19 protein-coding genes and 4 tRNA genes are annotated in these 23158 nt (G+C 67.2%); 4 read left to right on the top strand and 19 right to left on the bottom strand.

Annotated elements, in window-relative coordinates; genetic code table 11:
* From G472_RS40020 to G472_RS0106305, 17 genes are all read right to left on the bottom strand, one after another.
* On the bottom strand, window positions 1-95 hold a 95-nt coding region (locus tag G472_RS40020), incomplete at its 3' end, for a GTP-binding protein (RefSeq protein ID WP_155888827.1).
* Between the two features lie 73 nt (window positions 96-168).
* Window positions 169-2244 (bottom strand): elongation factor G, encoded by a 2076-nt coding sequence (fusA, locus tag G472_RS0106230; protein ID WP_029007682.1) that lies wholly within the window; start codon window positions 2242-2244, stop codon window positions 169-171.
* Window positions 2245-2271: 27 nt separating this feature from the next.
* Window positions 2272-2742 (bottom strand): 30S ribosomal protein S7, encoded by a 471-nt coding sequence (gene rpsG, locus G472_RS0106235; RefSeq protein WP_029007683.1) that lies wholly within the window; start codon window positions 2740-2742, stop codon window positions 2272-2274.
* A 13-nt stretch (window positions 2743-2755) separates the two neighbouring features.
* Window positions 2756-3127, bottom strand: coding sequence for a 30S ribosomal protein S12 (gene rpsL / locus G472_RS0106240; protein ID WP_029007684.1), 372 nt, complete (start codon window positions 3125-3127; stop codon window positions 2756-2758).
* Between the two features lie 253 nt (window positions 3128-3380).
* Window positions 3381-3728 carry a hypothetical protein gene (locus tag G472_RS0106245; RefSeq protein WP_029007685.1) on the bottom strand — a complete coding sequence of 116 codons (348 nt, stop codon included), beginning with the start codon at window positions 3726-3728 and terminating at the stop codon, window positions 3381-3383.
* Window positions 3729-3881: 153 nt separating this feature from the next.
* Window positions 3882-8048: a DNA-directed RNA polymerase subunit beta' gene (gene rpoC / locus G472_RS0106250; protein WP_029007686.1), complete on the bottom strand. Its 4167-nt coding sequence runs from the start codon at window positions 8046-8048 to the stop codon at window positions 3882-3884.
* 95 nt (window positions 8049-8143) lie between these two features.
* A complete protein-coding gene (gene rpoB / locus G472_RS0106255) occupies window positions 8144-12337 on the bottom strand; it encodes a DNA-directed RNA polymerase subunit beta (protein WP_029007687.1) in 4194 nt (1397 codons plus the stop codon).
* A gap of 222 nt (window positions 12338-12559) precedes the next feature.
* The gene (rplL, locus tag G472_RS0106260) at window positions 12560-12937 is read right to left on the bottom strand and encodes a 50S ribosomal protein L7/L12 (protein WP_029007688.1); all 378 of its coding nucleotides are present in this window, start codon (window positions 12935-12937) and stop codon (window positions 12560-12562) included.
* Window positions 12938-12991: 54 nt separating this feature from the next.
* Window positions 12992-13519, bottom strand: coding sequence for a 50S ribosomal protein L10 (gene rplJ, locus G472_RS0106265; RefSeq protein ID WP_029007689.1), 528 nt, complete (start codon window positions 13517-13519; stop codon window positions 12992-12994).
* 272 nt (window positions 13520-13791) lie between these two features.
* Window positions 13792-14493: a 50S ribosomal protein L1 gene (gene rplA, locus G472_RS0106270; RefSeq protein ID WP_029007690.1), complete on the bottom strand. Its 702-nt coding sequence runs from the start codon at window positions 14491-14493 to the stop codon at window positions 13792-13794.
* 3 nt (window positions 14494-14496) lie between these two features.
* On the bottom strand, window positions 14497-14928 hold the full coding sequence (gene rplK, locus G472_RS0106275; protein ID WP_029007691.1) for a 50S ribosomal protein L11: 432 nt from the start codon (window positions 14926-14928) through the stop codon (window positions 14497-14499).
* 121 nt (window positions 14929-15049) lie between these two features.
* Window positions 15050-15580: a transcription termination/antitermination protein NusG gene (gene nusG / locus G472_RS0106280; RefSeq protein ID WP_029007692.1), complete on the bottom strand. Its 531-nt coding sequence runs from the start codon at window positions 15578-15580 to the stop codon at window positions 15050-15052.
* A gap of 5 nt (window positions 15581-15585) precedes the next feature.
* Window positions 15586-15783, bottom strand: coding sequence for a preprotein translocase subunit SecE (gene secE, locus G472_RS0106285; RefSeq protein ID WP_029007693.1), 198 nt, complete (start codon window positions 15781-15783; stop codon window positions 15586-15588).
* A 103-nt stretch (window positions 15784-15886) separates the two neighbouring features.
* Window positions 15887-15962: transfer RNA gene (locus tag G472_RS0106290), tRNA-Trp, on the bottom strand.
* 119 nt (window positions 15963-16081) lie between these two features.
* Entirely contained in the window at window positions 16082-17272 is a 1191-nt protein-coding gene (gene tuf / locus G472_RS0106295) for an elongation factor Tu (protein WP_029007694.1), read from the bottom strand.
* Window positions 17273-17367: 95 nt separating this feature from the next.
* Window positions 17368-17441 (bottom strand) — tRNA-Gly (locus tag G472_RS0106300).
* A gap of 63 nt (window positions 17442-17504) precedes the next feature.
* Window positions 17505-17590 (bottom strand) — tRNA-Tyr (locus G472_RS0106305).
* Window positions 17591-17750: 160 nt separating this feature from the next.
* Here G472_RS0106305 and rlmB point away from each other — a divergent pair.
* The 3 genes from rlmB to G472_RS31620 all read left to right on the top strand — a co-directional run bounded on the left by rlmB (window position 17751) and on the right by G472_RS31620 (window position 19438).
* Window positions 17751-18617, top strand: coding sequence for a 23S rRNA (guanosine(2251)-2'-O)-methyltransferase RlmB (gene rlmB, locus G472_RS0106310; protein WP_029007695.1), 867 nt, complete (start codon window positions 17751-17753; stop codon window positions 18615-18617).
* Between the two features lie 69 nt (window positions 18618-18686).
* A tRNA-Thr gene (locus G472_RS0106315) sits at window positions 18687-18762 on the top strand.
* Window positions 18763-19129: 367 nt separating this feature from the next.
* Window positions 19130-19438 carry a hypothetical protein gene (locus G472_RS31620; RefSeq protein ID WP_035691401.1) on the top strand — a complete coding sequence of 103 codons (309 nt, stop codon included), beginning with the start codon at window positions 19130-19132 and terminating at the stop codon, window positions 19436-19438.
* A 78-nt stretch (window positions 19439-19516) separates the two neighbouring features.
* Here G472_RS31620 and G472_RS0106325 read toward each other — a convergent pair whose 3' ends face one another.
* Both G472_RS0106325 and G472_RS0106330 read right to left on the bottom strand, forming a co-directional pair.
* On the bottom strand, window positions 19517-20095 hold the full coding sequence (locus G472_RS0106325) for a polysaccharide biosynthesis/export family protein (RefSeq protein ID WP_029007696.1): 579 nt from the start codon (window positions 20093-20095) through the stop codon (window positions 19517-19519).
* A gap of 310 nt (window positions 20096-20405) precedes the next feature.
* A complete protein-coding gene (locus tag G472_RS0106330) occupies window positions 20406-21713 on the bottom strand; it encodes an outer membrane beta-barrel protein (protein WP_035691403.1) in 1308 nt (435 codons plus the stop codon).
* A gap of 801 nt (window positions 21714-22514) precedes the next feature.
* Here G472_RS0106330 and G472_RS0106335 point away from each other — a divergent pair.
* A complete protein-coding gene (locus G472_RS0106335; RefSeq protein ID WP_245593409.1) occupies window positions 22515-22991 on the top strand; it encodes a MarR family winged helix-turn-helix transcriptional regulator in 477 nt (158 codons plus the stop codon).
* Window positions 22992-23158: the final 167 nt, after the last annotated feature.

Here is a 23158-nt window from a genome sequence, read left to right on the forward strand (position 1 = left end):
ATCGCGGCCGTCAGCGACGTCTTGCCGTGGTCGACGTGCCCGATCGTGCCGATGTTGCAGTGCGGCTTGGTCCGCTCGAATTTCGCCTTCGCCATGGCGCTGTGTCTCCGTGTGCTGGATAGTTCTGGCGTTGCTGAGGGGGCCGGCGTGGCGCGGAGGTCGTCCGCGTCAGGCCATTCTGGCGCGGATCTCGTCCGCGACCGCCTGGGGCACCGGTTCGTAGTGATCGAAGTGCATCGTATACTGGGCGCGGCCCTGGCTCATGGAGCGCAGGGTGTTCACGTACCCGAACATGTTGGCCAGCGGCACCATCGCGGCGAGGACCCGGGCATTGCCGCGCTGGTCCATGCCGGTGATCTGCCCGCGCCGGCTGTTGATGTCACCGATGACGTCACCCATGTAGTCGTCGGGCGTCACCACCTCGACGCGCATGATCGGCTCCAGCAGCGCCGGGCCGGCCTTGGCGACGCCCTCGCGGAAGGCCGCACGGGAGGCGATCTCGAAGGCCAGCACGGACGAGTCGACGTCGTGATAGGCGCCGTCCACCAGTTCGACCCTGACATCGATGACCGGGAAGCCGGCGATGACGCCGGTGTTCCGGGCGCCGTCCAGGCCCTTCTGGACCCCGGGCACGTACTCCCTGGGCACCGCGCCGCCAACGACCTTGCTCTCGAACCGGAACCCGGAGCCGGCCGGCAGCGGCTCGAACACCAGCTTCACCCGCGCGAACTGCCCGGTGCCGCCGGTCTGCTTCTTGTGGGTGTAGTCGACCTCGGCCCTGCGGGTGATGGTCTCGCGGTAGGCGACCTGTGGCGCGCCGACATTGGCGTCGACCTTGAACTCCCGCTTCATGCGGTCGACCAGGATCTCCAGGTGCAGCTCGCCCATGCCGCGGATGACCGTCTGGCCGCTCTCCGGGTTGACCGCCACGCGGAACGACGGATCCTCCTGGGCCAGGCGCTGCAGCGCCACACCCATCTTCTCCTGATCCGCCTTCGACTTGGGTTCGACCGCAACCTCGATGACGGGTTCGGGGAACTCCATACGCTCCAGGATCACGGGATGCCGGGGGTCGCACAGGGTGTCGCCGGTGGTGGTCGCCTTCAGCGACGCAAAGGCGACGATGTCGCCCGCCCCGGCTTCCTTGATCTCTTCGCGGCTGTTGGCGTGCATCAGCAGCATGCGGCCGACGCGCTCGCGCTCGCCCTTCGCGGCGTTCAGCAGATGACTGCCGACCTCCACGGTGCCGGAATAGATGCGCACGAAGGTCAGCGACCCGACGAACGGATCGTTCATGATCTTGAACGCCAGCGCCGCGAAGGGAGCGTCGTCGTCGGCGGGCCGTTCATCCGGGGCGCCCTCGGGGGTCACTCCGCGCACGCCGGCGATGTCGCCCGGCGACGGCAGGTAGTCGACCACGGCGTCCAGCATCGGCTGGACGCCCTTGTTCTTGAACGCCGATCCGCAAAGGACCGGGACGAACCGGAAATCCAGCGTGCCCCGGCGGATGAGGCGGCGCAGCGTGTCCGGATCGGGCGGCGTGCCCGTCTCCAGATAGGCTTCGGTAGCCTGCTCGTCCAGTTCCACGGCAGCCTCGACGAGGCGCTCGCGGTAGGACGCCGCGCGCTCCTTCAGCGCGTCGGGAATATCGGTGTGATAGAACTCCGCACCGAGCGTCTCATCCTTCCAGATGATCGCCCGGTTCTCCACCAGGTCGACCAGCCCGACAAAGTCCGACTCGGACCCGATCGGCAGTTGCAGGACGAGCGGCACGGCCCCCAGCCGGTCGTGGATCATCTCCACGCAGCGGTAGAAGTCGGCGCCGATGCGGTCCATCTTGTTGACGAAACACATGCGCGGCACGCGGTACTTGTCCGCCTGCCGCCACACGGTTTCCGATTGCGGTTCGACGCCGGCCACGGAATCGAAGACCGCCACCGCACCGTCGAGCACGCGCAGGGAGCGTTCGACTTCGATGGTGAAGTCGACGTGCCCGGGCGTGTCGATGATGTTGATGCGATGGTCCCGCCAGAAGCAGGTGGTGGCCGCCGAGGTGATGGTGATGCCCCGCTCCTGCTCCTGTTCCATCCAGTCCATGACGGCGGTGCCCTCATGGACTTCGCCGATCTTGTAGGATCGGCCGGTGTAGAACAGGATCCGCTCGGTCGTCGTCGTCTTCCCGGCATCGATGTGGGCCATGATGCCGATGTTGCGATAGCGGTCGAGGGAGTGCGAGCGGGGCATGACACGCGTCTTCCGGGCTGCGGTCGCTTACCAGCGGTAGTGCGAGAACGCCTTGTTGGCCTCGGCCATGCGGTGCGTGTCCTCGCGCTTCTTCACCGCGGTGCCGCGCTGGTTGGCGGCATCGAGGAGTTCGCCCGACAGACGCTCCGTCATGGTGTTCTCGGACCGGGCGCGCGCGGCGCCGATCAGCCAGCGGATGGCCAGGGCCTGGGCGCGGTCCGAGCGGACCTCGACCGGAACCTGGTAGGTGGCGCCGCCGACGCGACGGGAGCGCACTTCCAGGTGCGGCTTCACGTTCGACAGGGCGTCGTGGAAGACCTGGACCGGATCGGCCTTGGCCTTGCCCTCGATGCGCTCGAGCGCACCGTAGACGATGCGTTCGGCGGCAGATTTCTTGCCGTCCAGCATCAGGCAGTTCATGAACTTGGTCAGAACGCGGTCGCCATACTTGGCGTCCGGCAGGACCTCACGCTTCTCGGCGCGACGACGACGGGACATCGCCTGATACTCCTTACTTCGGGCGCTTCGCGCCGTACTTCGACCGACGCTGCTTACGGTCCTTCACACCCTGGGTATCCAGAGTGCCGCGAATGATGTGGTAGCGGACACCCGGAAGGTCCTTCACACGGCCGCCGCGGATCATCACGACGGAGTGTTCCTGAAGATTGTGCCCTTCACCCGGGATGTAGCTGGTGACCTCGAAGCCGTTGGTCAGACGCACGCGGGCGACCTTACGAAGGGCCGAGTTCGGCTTCTTCGGCGTCGTGGTGTAGACGCGGGTGCAGACGCCGCGCTTCTGCGGGCAGGCCTCCAGCGCCGGAACCTTGTTGCGCGCGGCCTCGGGCTCACGCGGCTTACGGATCAACTGGTTGATCGTCGGCATTACAGCCCTTCATTCCTTCCGTTGGGTCGCCCGGTCAGCATTGACCGGACGATGCAAAAGCCCGCCATCGAAGCGCAATCGCCTCGTTGCGGGCTCAATCGTCGAGCGCCGACCGGTGTGATGCGGGTACGGCTATGTCGCAATTCGAGCAGGACAGCGTCTAGGCGTACCCCCGCCTACCACCAGCCCTTCTGAAGTTCACGGACTATATGGATGGTGCGAAGGCGCGTCAAGCGCGATCGCCGCGCAACCGTCACTCGGCCGCCGGCTTCACCAGGGCGTCGAACCGCTTGCCCAGCATGTCCAGTCCACCGCGAAGCTGTTCGATGTCGCGGCGGTCCTGCTGGATCAGGCCGGCGGTGCGCTGTCCCACCTGTTCGATCATCGCTTCCAGGCGGGCGTGCCCCTCCCGTGTCTCCTGACGATGGTCGGCAAGTTCGGCCTTGGTCGCCATTTCGGCACGGACGGCGGCGATGTCGGCCTTGGTCGCCATCTCCGCACGGATCGCCGCGATGTCGTCCCTGGTCGCCATGGTGGACGCGATGACGTCGATGCGGTCCACCAGAACACCAAGGAGGCGCTTCAACTCTTCATCGGCCATCCGCTTCCTCCGCCCGGATCCGGCTGAGCATACCATCGTGAGTGTCGCAGGGCCAGAGGCACCACCGGCCCGCGCAATCGTGCGGCGCGACCACGCCCATAAAAAAAAGGCGCGCCCCGCGGGGCGCGCCTCCCTTTGCCATGATACCGAACGTCAGGCGGCCGAGCTTTCGCCATGGTGCGGCGGCAGAGCCGCCGGCTCCTCCTCCGCGGCAACCGCCGCCAGCCGGTCGCGCTCGGCAGCGATCTGCTTCAGGCGGTTGACCACGGAACCGGTGCCGGCCGGGATGAGGCGGCCGACGATGACGTTCTCCTTCAGGCCTTCCAGGTTGTCGGTCTTGCCCGACACCGCGGCCTCGGTGAGGACGCGGGTGGTTTCCTGGAACGACGCGGCCGAGATGAAGGAACGGGTCTGCAGCGACGCCTTGGTGATGCCCTGCAGGACCGGCTTGCCTTCGGCCGGCTTCAGCCCTTCGCCGACGGTCTTGGCGTTCTCCTCCTCGAACTCCTGGCGGTCGACCTGCTCGCCCACCAGGAAGGTGGTCTCGCCGGCGTCCATGATCTCGACCTTCTGCAGCATCTGGCGGACGATCACCTCGATGTGCTTGTCGTTGATCTTCACGCCCTGCAGTCGATAGACCTCCTGGATCTCATTGATGAGATAGTTGGCCAGGGCCTCCACACCCATCACCGACAGGATGTCGTGCGGAACGGGGTTGCCGTCCATCAGCAGATCACCGCGCTGCACATAGTCGCCCTCCTGGACGGAGATGTGCTTGCCCTTGGGGATCAGGTACTCCCGCTCGTCCGCCGTCTCCTCGTTGCGCACGACGATGCGACGCTTGGTCTTGTAGTCCTTGCCGAACTCCACGCGGCCGTCGATCTCCGAGATGATCGCGAAGTCCTTGGGACGGCGCGCCTCGAACAACTCGGCCACGCGCGGCAGACCGCCGGTGATGTCGCGGGTCTTCGACGACTCGCGCGGGATGCGGGCCAGCACGTCGCCGGCCTTGACCGGAGCGCCGTTCTCCACCGACAGGATGGCGTCCACCGACATGAAGTAGCGGGCCTCCATGCCGTTGGGCAGGGTCACCACATTGCCCGAGGCATCCCGCAGGGTGATGCGCGGCTTCAGGTCGGCACCGCGCGGCTGCTGGCGCCAGTCAACGACGACCTTGGACGAGATGCCGGTGGCTTCGTCCATCACCTCGCGCATGGACACGCCCTCGACCAGGTCGACGTAATGGGCGGTGCCTTCGCGCTCCGTGATGATGGGCAGGGTGTACGGGTCCCACTCCGCCAGCTTCTGGCCGCGTTCCACCCGCGTGCCCTCGTCCGCCAGCAGCTTGGTACCGTAGGGGACGCGGTGACGCGCCCGCTCGCGGCCCTGCTCGTCCAGCAGCACGACCTCGCAGTTGCGGCCCATCACGACCGGGACGTTGGCCGAGTTCAGCACCACGTTGCGGTTGTTGATCCGCACCGTGGCGTCGAAGGCCGCCTCCACGAAGCTCTGCTCCGCGCCGCGCTGGGCGGCGCCGCCGATGTGGAAGGTGCGCATGGTGAGCTGCGTGCCCGGCTCGCCGATCGACTGGGCGGCGATGACGCCGACCGCCTCGCCGGTGTTGACCAGCGTGCCGCGGGCCAGGTCGCGCCCGTAGCACTTGGCGCACACGCCGTCACGCGTCTCGCAGGTCAGCACCGACCGGATGCGCACGGAGTCGATGCCCGACCGCTCGATGCGGTCGACCAGCGGCTCGTCGATCAGGTCGCCGCGCTTGCAGATCATTTCGCCGTTCAGCGGGTCGACCACGTCGTCCACCGCGGTGCGTCCGAGGATGCGATCGGACAGCGGGGAGATGACCTCGCCGCCGTCGATCACCGCCTTGACGGTGATGCCCTTCTCGGTGCCGCAATCGTGCTCGACGATGATGGCGTCCTGGGCCACGTCCACCAGGCGGCGGGTGAGGTAACCGGAGTTCGCCGTCTTCAGGGCGGTGTCGGCCAGACCCTTGCGGGCGCCGTGCGTGGAGTTGAAGTACTCCAGCACCGTCAGGCCTTCCTTGAAGTTCGAGATGATCGGCGTCTCGATGATCTCACCCGACGGCTTGGCCATCAGGCCGCGCATGCCGGCAAGCTGACGGATCTGCGCCGCCGAACCGCGGGCCCCGGAGTGGGCCATCATGTAGACCGAGTTCACCGGCTTGCCCGGTGCCGTGTCGGAGATGACCTTCATCATCTCCGATGCCACCTTCTCGGTGCACTCCGACCAGACGTCGACGACCTTGTTGTACTTCTCGCCCTGGGTGATCAGGCCGTCGAGGTACTGCTGCTCGTACTCCTTCACCCGCTCCTTGGCGTCGTTGACCAGCTTCTCCTTGGCGGCGGGGATGACCATGTCGTCCTTGCCGAACGAGATGCCGGCGCGGCAGGCATGGCCGAAGCCCAGCTTCATCAGCCGGTCGGCGAAGATCACCGTCTCCTTCTGGCCGCAATGGCGGTAGACGGCGTCGATGACGTTGCCGACGTCCTTCTTGGTCAACAAGCGGTTGATCAGGGAGAACGGCACCTGCGGGTGGCGCGGCAGGATCTCCGACAGCAGCATGCGACCCGGCGTCGTCTCGACGATGGTGACGATCCGGTTGCCCTCGGAATCAACGCCCTTGTAGCGCGCCTTGACCTTGGCGTGCAGGGTGATCGCCTTGGCGTCCAGCGCCTGTTCGATCTCGCCCACGCTGCCGAACACCATGCCCTCGCCCGGCTCGCCCGGACGGTCCATGGTGATGTAGTAGAGGCCGAGCACGATGTCCTGCGACGGCACGATGATCGGCTTGCCGTTGGCGGGCGACAGGATGTTGTTGGTGGACATCATCAGGACGCGCGCCTCGAGCTGGGCTTCCAGGCTCAGGGGGACGTGCACGGCCATCTGGTCGCCGTCGAAGTCGGCGTTGAAGGCGGTGCAGACCAGCGGGTGAAGCTGGATCGCCTTGCCCTCGATCAGCACCGGCTCGAACGCCTGGATGCCCAGGCGGTGCAGCGTCGGCGCCCGGTTCAGCATGACCGGGTGCTCGCGGATCACCTCTTCCAGGATGTCCCAGACCTCGGGCCGCTCCTTCTCCACCATGCGCTTGGCCGCCTTGATGGTGGAGGCCAGGCCGTACAGCTCCAGCTTGGCATAGATGAAGGGCTTGAACAGCTCCAGGGCCATCTTCTTGGGCAGGCCGCACTGGTGCAGCTTCAGCTCCGGGCCGACCACGATGACCGAACGGCCGGAGTAGTCGACGCGCTTGCCCAGAAGGTTCTGGCGGAAGCGGCCCTGCTTGCCCTTCAGCATGTCGGACAGCGACTTCAGCGGACGCTTGTTGGCGCCGGTGATGACGCGGCCGCGGCGGCCGTTGTCGAACAGGGCGTCGACGGCCTCCTGCAGCATGCGCTTCTCGTTGCGCACGATGATGTCCGGCGCCTTCAGCTCGATCAGGCGCTTCAGGCGGTTGTTGCGGTTGATGACGCGCCGGTACAGGTCGTTCAGGTCGGACGTGGCGAAGCGGCCGCCGTCCAGCGGGACGAGCGGGCGCAGCTCCGGCGGGATCACGGGAATGACCTCGAGGATCATCCACTCCGGCCGCGACTGGCTTTCCATGAACGCGTCGATGAGCTTCAGGCGCTTGACCAGCTTCTTGCGCTTGGCTTCCGACGCGGTGTCGCGCAGCTCTTCACGGCAGCGCTTCTTCTCATCCTCCAGGTCGAGGGCGGAGAGCATGATGCGCAGCGCCTCGGCGCCGATGGACGCGGTGAAGGCGTCCTCGCCGTACTCGTCCTGGGCGGTGATGAACTCCTCTTCCGAGAGGAGCTGGTGCAGCTTCAGCGGGGTCAGGCCGGGCTCGATGACGACGTAATTCTCGAAATAGAGGATGCGCTCCAGGTCCTTCAGCGTCATGTCGAGCAGCAGGCCGATGCGGCTCGGCAGGGACTTCAGGAACCAGATGTGCGCCACCGGCGAGGCCAGCTCGATGTGGCCCATGCGCTCGCGCCGGACCTTGGAGAGGGTCACCTCGACGCCGCACTTCTCGCAGATGATGCCGCGATACTTCATGCGCTTGTACTTGCCGCACAAGCACTCGTAATCCTTGATCGGTCCGAAGATGCGCGCGCAGAACAGGCCGTCGCGCTCCGGCTTGAAAGTGCGGTAGTTGATGGTCTCCGGCTTCTTGATCTCGCCGTACGACCAGGACCGGATGCGCTCGGGGCTCGCGATCTGGATGCGGATCTGATCGAAGCTCTGAGGGCCCTGGACCTGGCCGAAAATGTTCATCAACTCGTTCATGACCGTCTCCCGCTGGCTTCAGCCGCGTTGTCACATGGGGACGCGCCGCCGGGATGCGCGCCGCTCGCGTTTCCCGGCGGTGGTCGTCGTCTCGCTCAGTAGGACCGCTGGTTCAATTCGACGTTCAGGCCCAGGGAGCGCAGCTCCTTGACCAGAACGTTGAACGATTCCGGAATGCCGGCCTCGAAGTTGTCGTCGCCGCGGACGATGGCCTCGTAGACCTTGGTGCGGCCGGACACGTCGTCCGACTTGACCGTGAGCATTTCCTGGAGCGTGTAGGCGGCGCCGTAGGCTTCGAGCGCCCACACCTCCATCTCACCGAACCGCTGTCCGCCGAACTGCGCCTTGCCGCCCAGCGGCTGCTGGGTCACCAGCGAGTAGGGGCCGATCGAGCGGGCGTGGATCTTGTCGTCCACCAGGTGGTGCAGCTTCAGCATGTAGATGTAGCCGACCGTGACCTTGCGGTCGAACGACTCGCCGGTGCGGCCGTCCACCAGAGTCACCTGGCCCGACCGGTCCAGCCCGGCCAGCTCCAGCATCCGGCAGATGTCGTCCTCGCGCGCACCGTCGAACACCGGGGTGGCGAACGGGATGCCCTTGCGCAGGTTGCCCGCCAGCTCCATCAGCTCCGGTTCGGTCATGTCCGCGACGTCTTCGGCGTAGACCTTGTCGCCGTAGGCGGCGAGGAGCTTCTCGCGCAGGGCCTCCACCGCCGGCTCGCCCGAGCCGCGGGTGCGGTTCAGGTGGCGGTAGCGGTCGATGCACGCGCCGATCTGCCGCCCCAGGCCGGCGGCGGCCCAGCCCAGGTGCGTCTCCAGGATCTGCCCGACGTTCATGCGCGAGGGCACGCCCAGCGGGTTGAGCACCAGATCGACCGGGGTGCCGTCCTCGAGGTAGGGCATGTCCTCCTGCGGGATGATGCGCGACACCACGCCCTTGTTGCCGTGACGGCCGGCCATCTTGTCGCCCGGCTGCAGCTTGCGCTTCACCGCAACGAAGACCTTGACCATCTTCATGACGCCGGGCGGCAGCTCATCGCCGCGCTGCAGCTTCTCGACCTTGTTCTCGAAGCGGTTCTGCAGCGCCTGGATGCTCTCATCGAACACCCGGGCGATGTTCTCGACGTTCTCCATCACCTTCTCGTCGGCGACGGAGATCTGGCGCCACTGGCCGCGGGTGATGGCGGCCAGCCCCTCCTCGGTGATCGGCAGCCCGACCTGGAAGCCGCGCGGGCCGGTCTGGGCCACCTGGCCCACCAGCAGCTCCTTCAGGCGGGTGTAGAAGCTGCGCTCCAGAATCGCCTTCTCGTCGTCGCGGTCCTTGGCCAGCTTCTCGATCTCGGCCCGCTCGATGGCCAGCGCGCGCTCGTCCTTGTCGACGCCTCGCCGCGAGAAGACGCGCACCTCGACGATGGTGCCGGTGACACCCGGCGGCAGGCGCAGGGACGTGTCGCGGACGTCCGACGCCTTTTCGCCGAAAATGGCGCGCAGCAGCTTCTCTTCCGGCGTCATCGGGCTTTCGCCCTTGGGCGTCACCTTGCCCACGAGGATGTCGCCCGGCTTCACCTCGGCACCGATGTAGACGATGCCCGCCTCGTCGAGGTTCTTCAGCGCCTCTTCGCCGACGTTCGGGATGTCGCGGGTGATTTCCTCCTGGCCCAGCTTGGTGTCGCGGGCCATCACCTCGAACTCCTCGATGTGGATCGAGGTGAAGACGTCGTCCTTCACGATCCGCTCGGAGATGAGGATGGAGTCCTCGAAGTTGTAGCCGTTCCAGGGCATGAACGCGACGAGCACGTTGCGCCCCAGCGCCAGTTCGCCGAGCTCCGTCGAGGGGCCGTCGGCGATGATGTCGCCGGCCGCCACGCGGTCGCCCACCTTCACCAGCGGCCGCTGGGTGATGCAGGTGTTCTGGTTGGAGCGCTGGAACTTCAGCAGGTTGTAGATGTCGACGCCGGGAGCGGTGGAGTCGGCGTTGTCGGTGGCGCGAATCACCACGCGGGTGGCGTCCACCTGGTCGACGATGCCGGAGCGCTTGGCGACGATGGTCACGCCGCTGTCACGGGCAACCGTGGCTTCCATACCCGTACCGACCAGGGGCGCGTCCGCCTTCACCAGCGGCACCGCCTGGCGCTGCATGTTGGAACCCATCAGCGCGCGGTTGGCGTCGTCGTTCTCCAGGAACGGGATGAGCGCCGCAGCGACGGAGACGAGCTGCTTGGGCGACACGTCGATCAGGTCGATCGCCTCGGGCCGGAACATCAGGTACTCGCCGCCCTGACGGCACGACACCAGGTCGGCGATGAAGCGGCCTTCCTCGTCCAGTTCGGCGTTCGCCTGGGCGACGACGTAGCGGCCCTCCTCCATGGCCGAAAGGTACACCACCTCGTCGGTCACCCGGCCGTCCGCCACCTTGCGGTACGGGCTCTCGATGAAGCCGTACTGGTTGACGCGGGCGTAGGTGGCCAGCGAGTTGATCAGGCCGATGTTGGGGCCTTCCGGCGTTTCGATGGGGCAGATGCGGCCGTAGTGCGTCGGGTGCACGTCGCGCACCTCGAAGCCGGCGCGCTCGCGCGTCAGACCGCCCGGGCCGAGCGCCGACAGGCGGCGCTTGTGGGTGATCTCCGACAGCGGGTTGGTCTGGTCCATGAACTGGGAGAGCTGCGAGGAGCCGAAGAACTCCCGCACCGCCGCCGCCGCCGGCTTGGCGTTGATCAGGTCGTGCGGCATGACCGTGTCGATCTCGACCGAGGACATGCGCTCGCGAATCGCCCGCTCCATGCGCAGCAGGCCGACGCGGTACTGGTTCTCCATCAGCTCGCCCACCGACCGGACGCGGCGGTTGCCGAGGTGGTCGATGTCGTCGATCTCGCCGCGGCCGTCCTTCAGGTTGACCAGCACCTTGAGGATCTCGAGGATGTCCTCCTTGCGCAGGACGCGCACGGTGTCGTCGGTCTTGAAGTTCAGGCGGGCGTTCATCTTGACGCGGCCCACCGCCGACAGGTCGTAGCGCTCGCTGTCGAAGAACAGGCCGTTGAACAGGGCCTCGGCGGACTCCAGCGTCGGCGGCTCGCCGGGGCGCATGACGCGGTAGATGTCGATCAGCGCGTCCTCGCGCGACGCGTTGCGGTCCGCCGCCATGGTGTTGCGGATGTAGGCGCCGACGTTGATGTGGTCGATCGCCAGCACCGGGATCTCGGCGATGCCGGACTTCTCCAGCTTCTCCAGATCGCCGGCGGACAGCTCGTCACCGGCTTCGTGCAGGACCTCGCCGGTCTGCTCGTTGATGATGTCGACGGCGAGATAGCGGCCGGTCAGTTCCTCGGTGGAGACGAGCTGCTCAGCCAGGCCACCGTCCTGGAGCTTGCGGATCAGGCGCGGGGTCATCTTGGAGCCGGCCTCGGCGACGACCTGGCCGGTCGCGGCGTCGACCAGGTCGGAGACCAGCTTGACGCCCTTCATGCGCTCGGCCGAGAACGGAGTCTTCCAGCCGCCGGACGCCCGGCTGTAGGTGATGACATCGTAGAAGTAGGAGAGGATCTCCTCCTTCGACATGCCCTGCGCCTCGTAGGGCAGCAGGTCCTTGCCGGTCTCCTTGCGGCGGGCGCGCAACGACGCGCTGTCGGCACCGTCGAGCGCGAACAGCAGCGTGGTGGCCGGCAGCTTGCGGCGGCGGTCGATGCGGACGTACACGAGGTCCTTGGCGTCGAACTCGAAGTCGAGCCAGGAGCCGCGGTAGGGGATCACCCGGGCAGCGAACAGGTACTTGCCCGACGAGTGGGTCTTGCCCTTGTCGTGGTCGAAGAACACGCCCGGCGAGCGGTGCATCTGGGAGACGATGACACGCTCGGTGCCATTGATGATGAAGGTGCCGTTGGCCGTCATCAGGGGCATATCGCCCATGTAGACGTCCTGCTCCTTGATGTCGCGGATCGAGCGCAACCCGGTGTCTTCCTCGACGTCGAACACCGACAGACGCAGGGTGACCTTGAGGGGTGCCGCGAAGGTCATGCCGCGCTGCTGGCACTCCTCCACGTCGTACTTGGGCTGCTCCAGCTCGTACTTGACGAAGTCGAGTACGGCCCGGTCGGAGAAGTCCTTGATCGGGAACACCGACCGGAACACCTCCTGCAGCCCGAGGTTCGCCCGCTTTTCGGGCGGGACGTCCATCTGCAGGAAGTGGTCGTACGAGCTTCTCTGAACCTCGATGAGGTTGGGCATCTGGGTGACTTCCGGGATGCGCCCAAAGCTCTTGCGTATACGCTTACGACCGGTAAAGGATTTGGCCATGGATGTCCCCAAACGTCTGTCCGTGTGTGCGCTCATCCGATCGCGCGACGCGTCCCGGCAGCCGGCTGGGCCTTCGGGACGGCAAATGCCGGGCAGCGGGCACCCTCGCGGGAGCCCTCCGACCGGTGGAAGGACGAAAACGCCGTGCGGCGGCGGGCCCCGCGTGGGGGCCAGCCGCCGTTCGGCGTGGATATATGCGTTCCGCTTCGCAGCAAGACGATCTTACTTAATATCCACCTTGGCGCCAGCTTCTTCAAGCTGCTTCTTGATCTTGGCGGCCTCGTCCTTCGAGACGCCTTCCTTGACGGCCTTCGGAGCGCCCTCGACCAGGTCCTTGGCCTCCTTCAGGCCGAGACCGGTGATGGCGCGGACTTCCTTGATCACGTTGATCTTCTTGTCGCCGGCGTCGGCGAGGATCACGTTGAACTCGGTCTGCTCCTCGACCGGCGCAGCGGCGGCGGCGGCACCCGGGGCGGCGGCGACGGCCACCGGAGCGGCGGCGGACACGCCCCACTTCTCCTCGAGCAGCTTCGACAGCTCGGCGGCCTCGATGACGGTCAGGGCCGACAGTTCGTCGACCAGCTTCTGCAGATCAGCCATTTCTCTCTTCCTAAGACTTGGGTTCCGGGTCGGTATACGCGTTTACAGCGAGGCTCAGGCCGCCTCGCCCTGCTCGTCCTTCTTGGCATAAGCCGCCAGAACGCGGGCAACCTGGCCGCCCGGCGCCTGGAGAACGCCGGCGATACGGGTCGCCGGGGTCTGGATCATGCCAACGAGCTTGGCGCGCAGTTCGTCCAGCGACGGGAGTTCGGCGAGCGCCTTCACCCCGTCGGCGTTGAGCATCTGGGTGCCGAGACCGGCACCGACGATGGCCAGCTTGTCGTTGGACTTGGCGTAGGCGGCCACAACCTTGGCCGCCGCCACCGGGTCCTTCGAGTAGGCAATCGCCGTCGGGCCCTTGAACAGGCCGTCCAGACCCTCGAACTGCGTGCCCTTCAGGGCACGGCGGGCGAGCCGGTTCTTCGTCACCTTGAAGCTGGCCCCCGCGGCCCGCATCTTCGCACGCAGGTCGGTCACTTCCGCGACCGTCAGGCCCAGGTGGTGGGTGACCACCACCAGGCCGGTGTCCTGCAGCTTCGAATGCAGGTCCGCGATCGTCGCTTCTTTTTGTGTACGATCCACGGATCGCCTCCAATGCACTAGAGTGCACCATGGGACCGCGTTCTCCCCCGCGAGGGATCGGCGGCCCCGGGTTAACCTGTCCCAGAAGCCCCAAGCCGAAATGACCGCGGGTCCGCCGCGGCCGGTGTCCGGTTGCAACTCCCGTCTGCGCAGGGCGTATTAAGCCGTTGCCGGCGCCTGCGGTCTCGGACAGGGGCGGATGCGGCCGCTCGCGCGCCCGCACCCAGTACGCCGCCCACCCCTACAGGGGAAAGACGGCGAAACGGTGGCCGTCAGGCCTGGCTGCTCAGGCTCGGAATGTCGAGCTTGAGGCCGGGGCCCATGGTCGAGCTGAGCGACACCTTCTCGATGTAGGTGCCCTTGGCCCCCGACGGCTTGGCCTTCGTGATGGCGTCCACGAAGGCGTGGATGTTCTGCGCCAGCGCCTCTTCGGAGAAGCTGGCCTTGCCGACGCCGGCGTGCACGATGCCCGTCTTCTCGGCCCGGAACTCCACCGCACCGGCCTTGGCCGCCTTCACGGCGTCGGCGACGTTGGGGGTCACGGTGCCCAGCTTCGGGTTCGGCATCAGGCCGCGCGGGCCCAGGATCTTGCCGAGCTTGCCGACCACGCCCATCATGTCGGGCGAGGCGATGCAGCGGTCGAAGTTCATCTCGCCGGCCTGGATCTTCTCCGCCAGGTCCTCGGCGCCGACGATGTCGGCACCGGCGGCGAGCGCCTCGTCGGCCTTGCCGCCCTTGGCGAAGACGGCGACGCGGACGGTCTTGCCGGTACCGTTGGGCAGGTTGACGACGCCGCGGACCATCTGGTCGGCGTGGCGCGGGTCGATGCCCAGGTTCATCGCGATCTCGACGGTCTCGTCAAACTTCGCGGTGGCGTTGGTCTTCACCATCTTGATGGCGTCGTTGAGGGTGTAGAAGGCGTCACGGTCGATGTCGCCGTAGGCCTTCTTCAGACGCTTGCCGAGCTTCGCCATGGATCAGCCCTCCACCACTTCGAGGCCCATCGAACGGGCGGAGCCGGCGATCATGCGGGCCGCCGCCTCGACGTCGTGGGCGTTCAGGTCCTGCATCTTCTTCTGGGCGATCTCACGGACCTGGGTCGTGGTGACCTTGCCGATGAAGCCCTTGCCCGGCGTCTGCGTGCCCTTGTCGACGCCGGCCGCCTTCTTCAGGAAGTAGGTGACAGGCGGGGTCTTGGTCACGAAGGTGAAGGTGCGGTCGCCGTAGGCGGTGATCACCACGGGGATCGGCATGCCGACCTCCAGGTCCTGCGTCTTGGCGTTGAACGCCTTGCAGAACTCCATGATGTTCAGGCCGCGCTGGCCGAGCGCCGGACCGATGGGGGGCGACGGGTTGGCCTTGCCGGCCGGCACCTGAAGCTTGATGTAACCGACGATCTTCTTTGCCATGTCTGAACCTCCGATAGCGGCCCCCGCGCGTCACGGCGGGGCCGCTGGGTTTCCGTGGTGCGGCTATGGCGGGCCTTCCACGGTCCGAATAGCCGGCGGCGGGGCATCCCGCCGCGGGCGATCAAACCTTTTCGACCTGGGTGTACTCCAGTTCCACCGGCGTCGAGCGGCCGAAAATGGACACCGCCACCTTGAGGCGGGCCTTCTCCTCGTCGACCTCCTCGACGGTGCCGTTGAACGAGGTGAAGGGGCCATCGCTGACGCGCACCTGCTCGCCCACCTCGAAGGTGATGGAGGGCTTGGGACGCTCCACGCCCTCCTGCACCTGGCGCACGATCCGCTCGGCTTCCTTCTGGCTGATCGGCTGCGGCTTGCCGCCGCCGCCGAGGAACCCGGTGACCTTGGGCGTGTTCTTGACCAGGTGCCAGCTGTCGTCCGTCAGGTCCATGCGGATGAGGACGTAACCGGGAAAGAACTTGCGCTCGGAGCTGACCTTGGAGCCGCGGCGCACCTCGACGACCTCTTCGGTCGGAACCAGGATCTCGCCGAACAGGTCCTCAAGCCCTTTCTGGGCGGCCTTTTCGCGGATCGACTGGGAGACCTTCTTTTCGAAGCCGGAGTAGACGTGGACCACGTACCAGCGCATCGCCATGTCCGTCAGCCTCCGAGACCGAGCACGAGGCGCACGGCGAACGACAGGACCTGGTCGACCAACAGGAAGAACAGCGCGGCAAGGACGACCATCACGAACACCATGGCGGTGGTGACGGCGGTTTCCTTGCGGGTCGGCCAGGTCACCTTCGCGATCTCGCGGCGGACCTCGCTGGCGAATTCTGCGGGATTGACTTTAGCCATGGTGCGATGCGTACCAGCTCCGGGAGCGACGAAGCGCCGCGAGGGCACTCCAGCGAAAAAGCGCCGGCAACGGGCCGGCGCGACGTTCATCGGCGGACGGGAATGGCAGGAGTGGAGGGGCTCGAACCCCCAGCCCCCGGTTTTGGAGACCGGTGCTCTACCAATTGAGCTACACTCCTATCGCCGTTCCGACGCGCCGTCCCGGAGGGCGACGCGCGGTATAGCGTAACTTCCGCTCGAACTCCACCAAAAACTCCGCCGCCGGCTCTGGTCCGGCGGCGGAGCGAGCCTTATACCATCACTCGATGATCTTGGCAACCACGCCGGCGCCGACGGTGCGGCCGCCCTCGCGGATGGCGAAGCGCAGACCCTCGTCCATGGCGATGGGGGCGATCAGCTCCACGCGCACCGACACGTTGTCGCCGGGCATCACCATCTCCGTGCCTTCCGGCAGGACCACCTGGCCGGTCACGTCGGTGGTGCGGAAGTAGAACTGCGGACGGTAGTTGGTGAAGAACGGCGTGTGGCGGCCGCCCTCCTCCTTCGTCAGGATGTACGCCTCGGCCGTGAACTTGGTGTGCGGCGTGATGGTGCCCGGCTTCGCCAGAACCTGGCCGCGCTCCACGTCCTCGCGCTTGGTGCCGCGCAGCAGCGCCCCGATGTTGTCGCCCGCCTCGCCCTGGTCGAGCAGCTTGCGGAACATCTCAACGCCCGTCACCGTCGTCTTCGTCGTCGCCTTCAGACCGACGATCTCGACTTCCTCACCCACCTTCACGATGCCGCGCTCGACGCGACCCGTCACCACCGTGCCGCGGCCCGAAATCGAGAACACGTCCTCGATCGGCATCAGGAACGGACGGTCCTTCGGACGCTCCGGCTGCGGGATGTACTCGTCAACCTTCGCCATCAGCTCCAGGATCGCGTTCTTCCCGATCTCCGGGTTGCGGTCCTCCAGCGCGCACAGCGCCGAGCCCTTCACGATCGGAATGTCGTCCCCGGGGAACTGGTACGACGACAGAAGCTCACGAACCTCAAGCTCCACAAGCTCCAGCAGCTCGGGATCGTCGACCATGTCGACCTTGTTCATGAACACGCAGATCGCCGGAACGCCAACCTGGCGCGCCAGCAGGATGTGCTCGCGCGTCTGCGGCATCGGGCCGTCCGCCGCCGAAACCACCAGGATCGCGCCGTCCATCTGCGCCGCGCCCGTGATCATGTTCTTCACGTAGTCGGCGTGGCCGGGGCAGTCGACGTGCGCGTAGTGGCGATTCGTCGTCTCGTACTCGACGTGCGCCGTCGAGATCGTGATGCCGCGCGCCTTCTCCTCGGGGGCCTTGTCGATCTGGTCGTACGCGGTGAACGTCGCACCGCCGCTCTCCGCCAGAACCTTCGTGATCGCGGCCGTCAGCGACGTCTTGCCGTGGTCGACGTGCCCGATCGTGCCGATGTTGCAGTGCGGCTTGGTCCGCTCGAATTTCGCCTTCGCCATCGCTGTTTTCTTTCGTTCCCGACGTTCCGACGCCCCGACGAATCCGAGGCACGCTAAAGGCCGGACGGCACGGCACATCCGGTGTTCGCGCGGGCTGGAGCGGGTGAGGGGAATCGAACCCCCGTCGTAAGCTTGGAAGGCTTCTGCTCTACCATTGAGCTACACCCGCCTCGCCTGACCAGCCGGCGCGGCCACCCGGGGAGCGCGTTCCCGGCCCAGCCGACAAGAAGAATGGTGGAAGGGGTAGGATTCGAACCTACGTACTCCGAAGAGGGCAGATTTACAGTCTGCTGCCATTAACCACTCGGCCACCCTTCCATGGGGCCGTTCCGGTGTGCCCCGGAACGGAGTTCGGCAATATGAGAATTTTTCGGGGCTTGTCAACGACGATGAAAGCGGGTCCCGTAAAAAAGCGCAGCGGCGGCTTTCGCCCGCCGGCGGCGCCCACTTCCGACGCCCCTGCCGAGCGAGCACAGCCATGAGCCGATCCAAGCCACGCCCCTCAACCGGCCCTACCGGCCAGCCTTCCGGCGGCCCGCGCCCCGGCGGACGGCCGGGTGGCCGACCCGGCGGCCGGCCCGGCGGCGGCGGTGCGCCCCATGGCGGTCCCGGTCTGCTGTACGGCGTGCATCCCGTGGCCGCGGCCTGGGTGAATCCGCAGCGGCGGTGCCGTCGGCTGCTGGTTACCGAATCGGGACTCGAGTCCCTGGGTGAGGCCCTGGCACGCGCAGCGGCGCTCGGTCTGGAGCGCCCCTCCTCCACCCGTGTCGAACGCGCCGATCTCGACCGCATGCTGCCGCCGGGGGCGGTCCACCAGGGTGTCGCGCTGGATGCGGCGCCGCTGCCGGAGATGGGGATCGAGGATGTCTGCGCGGCCGCCGACACCGATTCGGGCGCGCTGGTGGTGGTGCTGGACCAGGTCACCGATCCCCACAATGTGGGCGCCATCCTGCGCTCCGCCGCGGCGTTCGGCGCTCGCGCGGTCCTGGTGACGGAACGGCACGCGCCGGAAGTGACGGGCGTGCTGGCCAAGAGTGCCTCGGGCGCGCTGGAGGCGGTGCCGCTGGTGCGGGTGACCAATCTGGCCCGCGCCCTGGGTGACCTGCAGAAGGCCGGCTTCTGGTGCGTCGGCCTCGACGAATCGGGGGAGCGGACGCTGGCCCGCCTCGATCTCGCGGGGCGCACGGCGGTGGTGCTGGGTGCCGAAGGGGCCGGTCTGCGCCGCCTGACGCGGGAGCGCTGCGACGAGATCGCCCGCCTTCCCACCGGCGGTCCCATCGGCAGCCTGAACGTCTCCAACGCCGCCGCCGTGGCCCTGTACGAGGTGGCGCGCCGGCGGGACTGACGGGACGCCGGCCTTGTCTGCGGCGCAGCGGGACGTTAGTGTGCGGCTGCGCCGAGTCGCCACGGGCATGCCGGATTAGCTCAGCTGGTAGAGCAGCTGATTTGTAATCAGAAGGTCACGGGTTCGAATCCTGTATCCGGCACCAGCCCGCCCGATCCCGCCGGACCATCCTTCCGCCCCGGTTCCACCGCCACGACACGGGTCGCCCGCGGGCTGCCGAGTCGCTGCGCACCATCCTTGAAAAAAAAGCCGGCCCGGCCGGAAAAAAGCCGGCCCGCCGCCCGGTCGTGCGGCGGGCCGGAGTGCCCTTTGGTCTGAAGTGCCAAGCACGCCCCTGCAATCGTCGCGGACGTGCGGTGCGACCCTATGTCGCAGACGCCGTCCGGTCAATGTCCGGGGGCTGCGTGCCAGGCATGCACCCCCCCGGCCCGGCCGGCACGGAACCGCCGGACGCGCAAGCGGTTGGGGCACGGGCAGGACACGGCCACGGAACACGCGAGCGAGGCATGCGAATGACGGATGAAGCGCACAGAGGCGGCAGCGGCAGCGGCGCCACGGAGCGGCCGCCCACCATGGCGGCGCAGCGTCTGCGGGCGGCGATCGACCGCGGCGAGACGGGCGACAAGGTGCCCAACGAAGATCCGGCGGCGGCACCGCTGGGCACCGACGACGAGGCGGCGGGCACGCGCCCGCCCGAGTCGGTGGCCTCCACTCCCGCACCGGGGGGACCGCGGACGCCGCCGGGCCAGAAGAAGGGCCATGAGATCGGCACCGGCTCCGATGCCCACGGCACCGCCGGCATGAACCGCGACCGGCGCTAGCGGGCCGGACGCAGACGGAACGGGCGCGGCGGCGGTGGGCCGCCACGCCGCTCCGGAGAAGCGCCGGCGCGGCGCCGGTCAGAAGAAGCGCTCGGGCACGCGCACCACGTCGTCGGGCATCACCGGGGTGTTGATGGGCGCCCGGTACAGCCGCTTGTCCGGATCGCTGCCGCGGGTGACGAAGATGAACCCGTCGTCGGCGCGGTAGGTGTAGCCGCCGGCGATGGCGACCGCGGTCAGCGCCGTCATGCCGTCGGTGTAGCTGTACTGGCCGGGGTTGCGCACCTCGCCCAGGATGTAGAACGGGCGGTGTGTCAGCACCTCGACGCTGACCCGGGCGTCGCGCACATAGCCGCGCTCCAGGCGTTGGGCGATCTCCCGCTCCACTTCGCGGGTCGTGCGGTTGCGGGCCGCAATCTCGCCGATCAGGGGCATGGCCAGGGTGCCGCTGCCGTCCACGCGAAACTCGCCGGAAAGCTGGTCCTCGCCGAAGACGATGACGCGCAGGGAATCGCCGGCCCCCAGCCGGTAATCGCCGGACTGGACCATGCCGTCCGGCTCGGGCGGGGCGTCGATGGTGGAGCAGCCGGTCACGCCGAAACCGGCCGCGCCGACGGCGGAAAGCCCGATCAGTCGGAACACGTTACGTCGATTCATCCCTTGCCCTTCCCTTGAACGTGGCTGCGTACGGGCCGGCGCCACGGGGGCGGCGGCCCACGAAATCGTTCGGGTAAGATCCTAGCAACTCGCCGCGTCTCGGGAATAAGTGGAGTCGAATTAATACGCGCGGGCATGGCCGATCCGGCGAACGGACGACGCCCGGTTCACAGCATATCCGGGCCGGCCGAAAGGCCGATGTCCGTAAAGGAAAGGGCGCCCGGCCGAAACGACGGGCGCCCTTTGTTTTTCCACCATTTGACCGGCGACCGCCGGGGTCTTGCGCCGGCGGTGCGCAACCCGCCGCGGGTCAGAGCTGGGCGCCGAGGCGCAGGAAGAACAGATTGTCGTCGTAACCGGCCGCGGTATCGGACTCCCGGGTTTCGAAGGTGTAGCCGCCGGTCACGTAGAGATAGCGGTTCACCTGGTAGGTGGCGCCCACCCCCGCGGTGTAGACCTCGTCGAAGCGATCAATGCCGTTGAAGTCGTCGGTGCGGTACTGCAATCGGCCGTTCAGCATCACCGTCCGCAGCAGTTCATGGTCGACGCCCAGAGCATAGACCGTGCGAGTGTAGCTGGAGGCGGACCGCGCACCCTGCGCCGCCCGCGTCTCGCGCACGTGGCGGCTGACCGTGCCGGTGACGGCGGTCAGCTCGGTGACCGCCCAGTTCAGGCGGCCGCCGAAGGCAAGGCCGTCGACGTCGCCCAGCGCGGCGGAGTCGAACTCCCGGCGGAGGTAGCCGACGAACGCCTCGCCGGTGATCAGGCCGGTGAGGTCGGCCGCCACGCCGGCGCCGATGTCGTAGCCCTTGGAGTCGCGGTCGATTCCGCCGTACTTGGTGCTGTCGTCATAGCGCGTCCACGTGTAGGCGCCCTGGACGAACCCCTCGTAGCCCTCGCTGAAGGAATAACCGACTCGCAGCGCGGTGCCATAGGACCAGCGGTTGCGGTCGTCCTCCGGCGAGGTGCGGCCGCCGGCCAGCTTGGCGTCGTCATAGTCGTAATAGGAGGCCAAGCCCGACAAACGGGCGCGCACGCGGTTGAAATGCTGGGTGTAGGCCAGTTCGCCGCCGCTCACCCGGTAGACCACCGGCTCCACCACGCCGACGGTCAGGGTGGGGTCCAATTGGGTGTCGACGTCCCCGGCGCCCTCGTGGCTGCGGCGGTGGAAGAGGCGGCCTTCCAGCGTGTTTTCCCGCCAGACGTCGGCGCGGCCGTCCAGAACCAGACGGTAATCGTCGTAATTCAACCTCGAATGGTCACGGTAACGACCCAGTTCTCCATAGGCCGACAGGTTCAGCGCGTGGCGGTTCCAATTCGACCGCACGTCCAGTTCCGGCCGGATCACTGCGATGATGTCGTCACGGGTGTTCCGCTCGGTGGCGAACACGTTGCTGTCATACGTGGCGCCGGCCTCCAGGCGCGGCATGACGAGGAAGGACCCGGCACGCATGCCGAGCTGCTCGACCTCGGGTCGCGGCCGCTCCAGCACGGTCTCGCCGCGCAGCAGGTCCTGGGCGGCGACCGGTGCCGCGACGAGGCCCGCGGCCAGCGCGCCGGCCACACCGGTGGTCGCGGCGGCAAGAGCACGGATCGACAGGGGGGCAGTCTTTTTCATTGAAATCACCGCGATAGGCATGAAACCGGTCCGGTCCGCCGCGTCCGGCAGCCTCGACCCGGCGGTGTCGCAAGTCAACCCACACCGTGACACCAACGCAACAGTGAAGCCGCGGTGGCGATGCATTTGCCCGCACCTGTGCCCGGCCGGCAACATGACTTCCACCTCCGGTACGCCGGGCGTCCTTCGCGCGGGTTCCTATCGATCATCATAGTCCTTTCGTTGAGAGCGTCGCCCGGTCCGGGCACCGATGCCCCTGTCGGCCGTTGTACCGCACAGGGTCCCTGATTTCTCCACTCCACGGGACTCCGCGCAACTTCCGGGAGGTCCGACGCTCATGACCCCATCCGCCACCGGGCCGGCGCCACAGCCGCCCAAATCCCCCAAACGGCCCAACGACGACGCGATGCCCCCGTACACGCCGGGCGGCGTTCCGCCGCCCGAAGGCCCGCTGCCGGGCTCGGACACGGAACGCAAGCCGCCGCCACCCACCTACCCGCCCAAACAAACACCCTGATCCACCGCGACGAATTGACGCAAACAGCAACCATGCATCGCCGGGGCTGTCGCGCCCCGGTGTTTTCCTGTCGGTCCCAGAGTTATTTTAGAACTTCATCGCGGCATTGTCTTTCAAATATGCGTATTCGCCCCCAAGGCGTGACATTTCGTCGAATTTTCCTTTGTTCGCACATCGGAATCCGGGTACCTCTATCGTCATAGATCGAAAGACGACGCCGGCCGCTCACACAAGGCGGCGCGGCCGTGTCCCGAAGTGGCATCGGCCAGAGGAGCACCCGGACGATGGATATGCAGACAATCGCCTACCGGATCGAGCCGGACGCCGAGTCGCCGGCGGAGGTCGCCAACGACTATGTTCTGGCCAACCAGATCAATCACCGGCTCCGCCGTGCCCATCAGCGCGCCAGCGGGATCTTTCTGGAAACCATCGGGGACGCCCAGCTCACCCCCACCCAGTGGGCCGCCCTGGTGACCCTCCATCGCGAGGGTCCGCTGTCGCAGAACCAGTTGGGCCGGCTGACCTTCATGGACCCGGCGACCACCCAGGGCGTCATCCTGCGCCTGGTGGAACGGGCGCTGGTGGAGCGCCGTCCCGACCCGCAGGATCGCCGGCGCACCAGCGTCCGCCTGACGCGCGCCGGCCAGACCCTGGTCAACCGGTTGCAGGGCAACGCGACGCGCGCCCACGCCCGCACACTGGAGCCGCTGAGCGCCGATGAGCAGCGCCAGTTCCTGGCCCTGCTCGAACGGCTGATGTGATGCGGCTTCCGGCAGATGAAGGCCGCAGGCCTTCATTGAAAGGGGCATACGGTTGAAGCCTTCAGGCGGAAACCGTATGGAACCTCGCGAGGGTGGGGGCACGCGAAGCGGTGACTTTTCGCACGGGTTTGGTATGAACGCGGGGGCCGTCGGCCTTTTCGTTCCTT

The sequence above is a fragment of the Azospirillum halopraeferens DSM 3675 genome (assembly GCF_000429625.1).
Lineage (GTDB): Bacteria > Pseudomonadota > Alphaproteobacteria > Azospirillales > Azospirillaceae > Azospirillum > Azospirillum halopraeferens.

What these genes read in the sequence shown, in the direction of transcription:
- fusA (WP_029007682.1), bottom strand. Translation starts at nt 2,244, where the DNA reads ATGCCCCGCTCGCACTCCCTCGACCGCTATCGCAACATCGGCATCATG.
- rpsG (WP_029007683.1), bottom strand. Translation starts at nt 2,742, where the DNA reads ATGTCCCGTCGTCGTCGCGCCGAGAAGCGTGAGGTCCTGCCGGACGCC.
- rpsL (WP_029007684.1), bottom strand. Translation starts at nt 3,127, where the DNA reads ATGCCGACGATCAACCAGTTGATCCGTAAGCCGCGTGAGCCCGAGGCC.
- G472_RS0106245 (WP_029007685.1), bottom strand. Translation starts at nt 3,728, where the DNA reads ATGGCCGATGAAGAGTTGAAGCGCCTCCTTGGTGTTCTGGTGGACCGC.
- rpoC (WP_029007686.1), bottom strand. Translation starts at nt 8,048, where the DNA reads ATGAACGAGTTGATGAACATTTTCGGCCAGGTCCAGGGCCCTCAGAGC.
- rpoB (WP_029007687.1), bottom strand. Translation starts at nt 12,337, where the DNA reads ATGGCCAAATCCTTTACCGGTCGTAAGCGTATACGCAAGAGCTTTGGG.
- rplL (WP_029007688.1), bottom strand. Translation starts at nt 12,937, where the DNA reads ATGGCTGATCTGCAGAAGCTGGTCGACGAACTGTCGGCCCTGACCGTC.
- rplA (WP_029007690.1), bottom strand. Translation starts at nt 14,493, where the DNA reads ATGGCGAAGCTCGGCAAGCGTCTGAAGAAGGCCTACGGCGACATCGAC.
- rplK (WP_029007691.1), bottom strand. Translation starts at nt 14,928, where the DNA reads ATGGCAAAGAAGATCGTCGGTTACATCAAGCTTCAGGTGCCGGCCGGC.
- nusG (WP_029007692.1), bottom strand. Translation starts at nt 15,580, where the DNA reads ATGGCGATGCGCTGGTACGTGGTCCACGTCTACTCCGGCTTCGAAAAG.
- secE (WP_029007693.1), bottom strand. Translation starts at nt 15,783, where the DNA reads ATGGCTAAAGTCAATCCCGCAGAATTCGCCAGCGAGGTCCGCCGCGAG.
- tuf (WP_029007694.1), bottom strand. Translation starts at nt 17,272, where the DNA reads ATGGCGAAGGCGAAATTCGAGCGGACCAAGCCGCACTGCAACATCGGC.
- rlmB (WP_029007695.1), top strand. Translation starts at nt 17,751, where the DNA reads ATGAGCCGATCCAAGCCACGCCCCTCAACCGGCCCTACCGGCCAGCCT.
- G472_RS31620 (WP_035691401.1), top strand. Translation starts at nt 19,130, where the DNA reads ATGACGGATGAAGCGCACAGAGGCGGCAGCGGCAGCGGCGCCACGGAG.
- G472_RS0106325 (WP_029007696.1), bottom strand. Translation starts at nt 20,095, where the DNA reads ATGAATCGACGTAACGTGTTCCGACTGATCGGGCTTTCCGCCGTCGGC.
- G472_RS0106330 (WP_035691403.1), bottom strand. Translation starts at nt 21,713, where the DNA reads ATGAAAAAGACTGCCCCCCTGTCGATCCGTGCTCTTGCCGCCGCGACC.
- G472_RS0106335 (WP_245593409.1), top strand. Translation starts at nt 22,515, where the DNA reads ATGGATATGCAGACAATCGCCTACCGGATCGAGCCGGACGCCGAGTCG.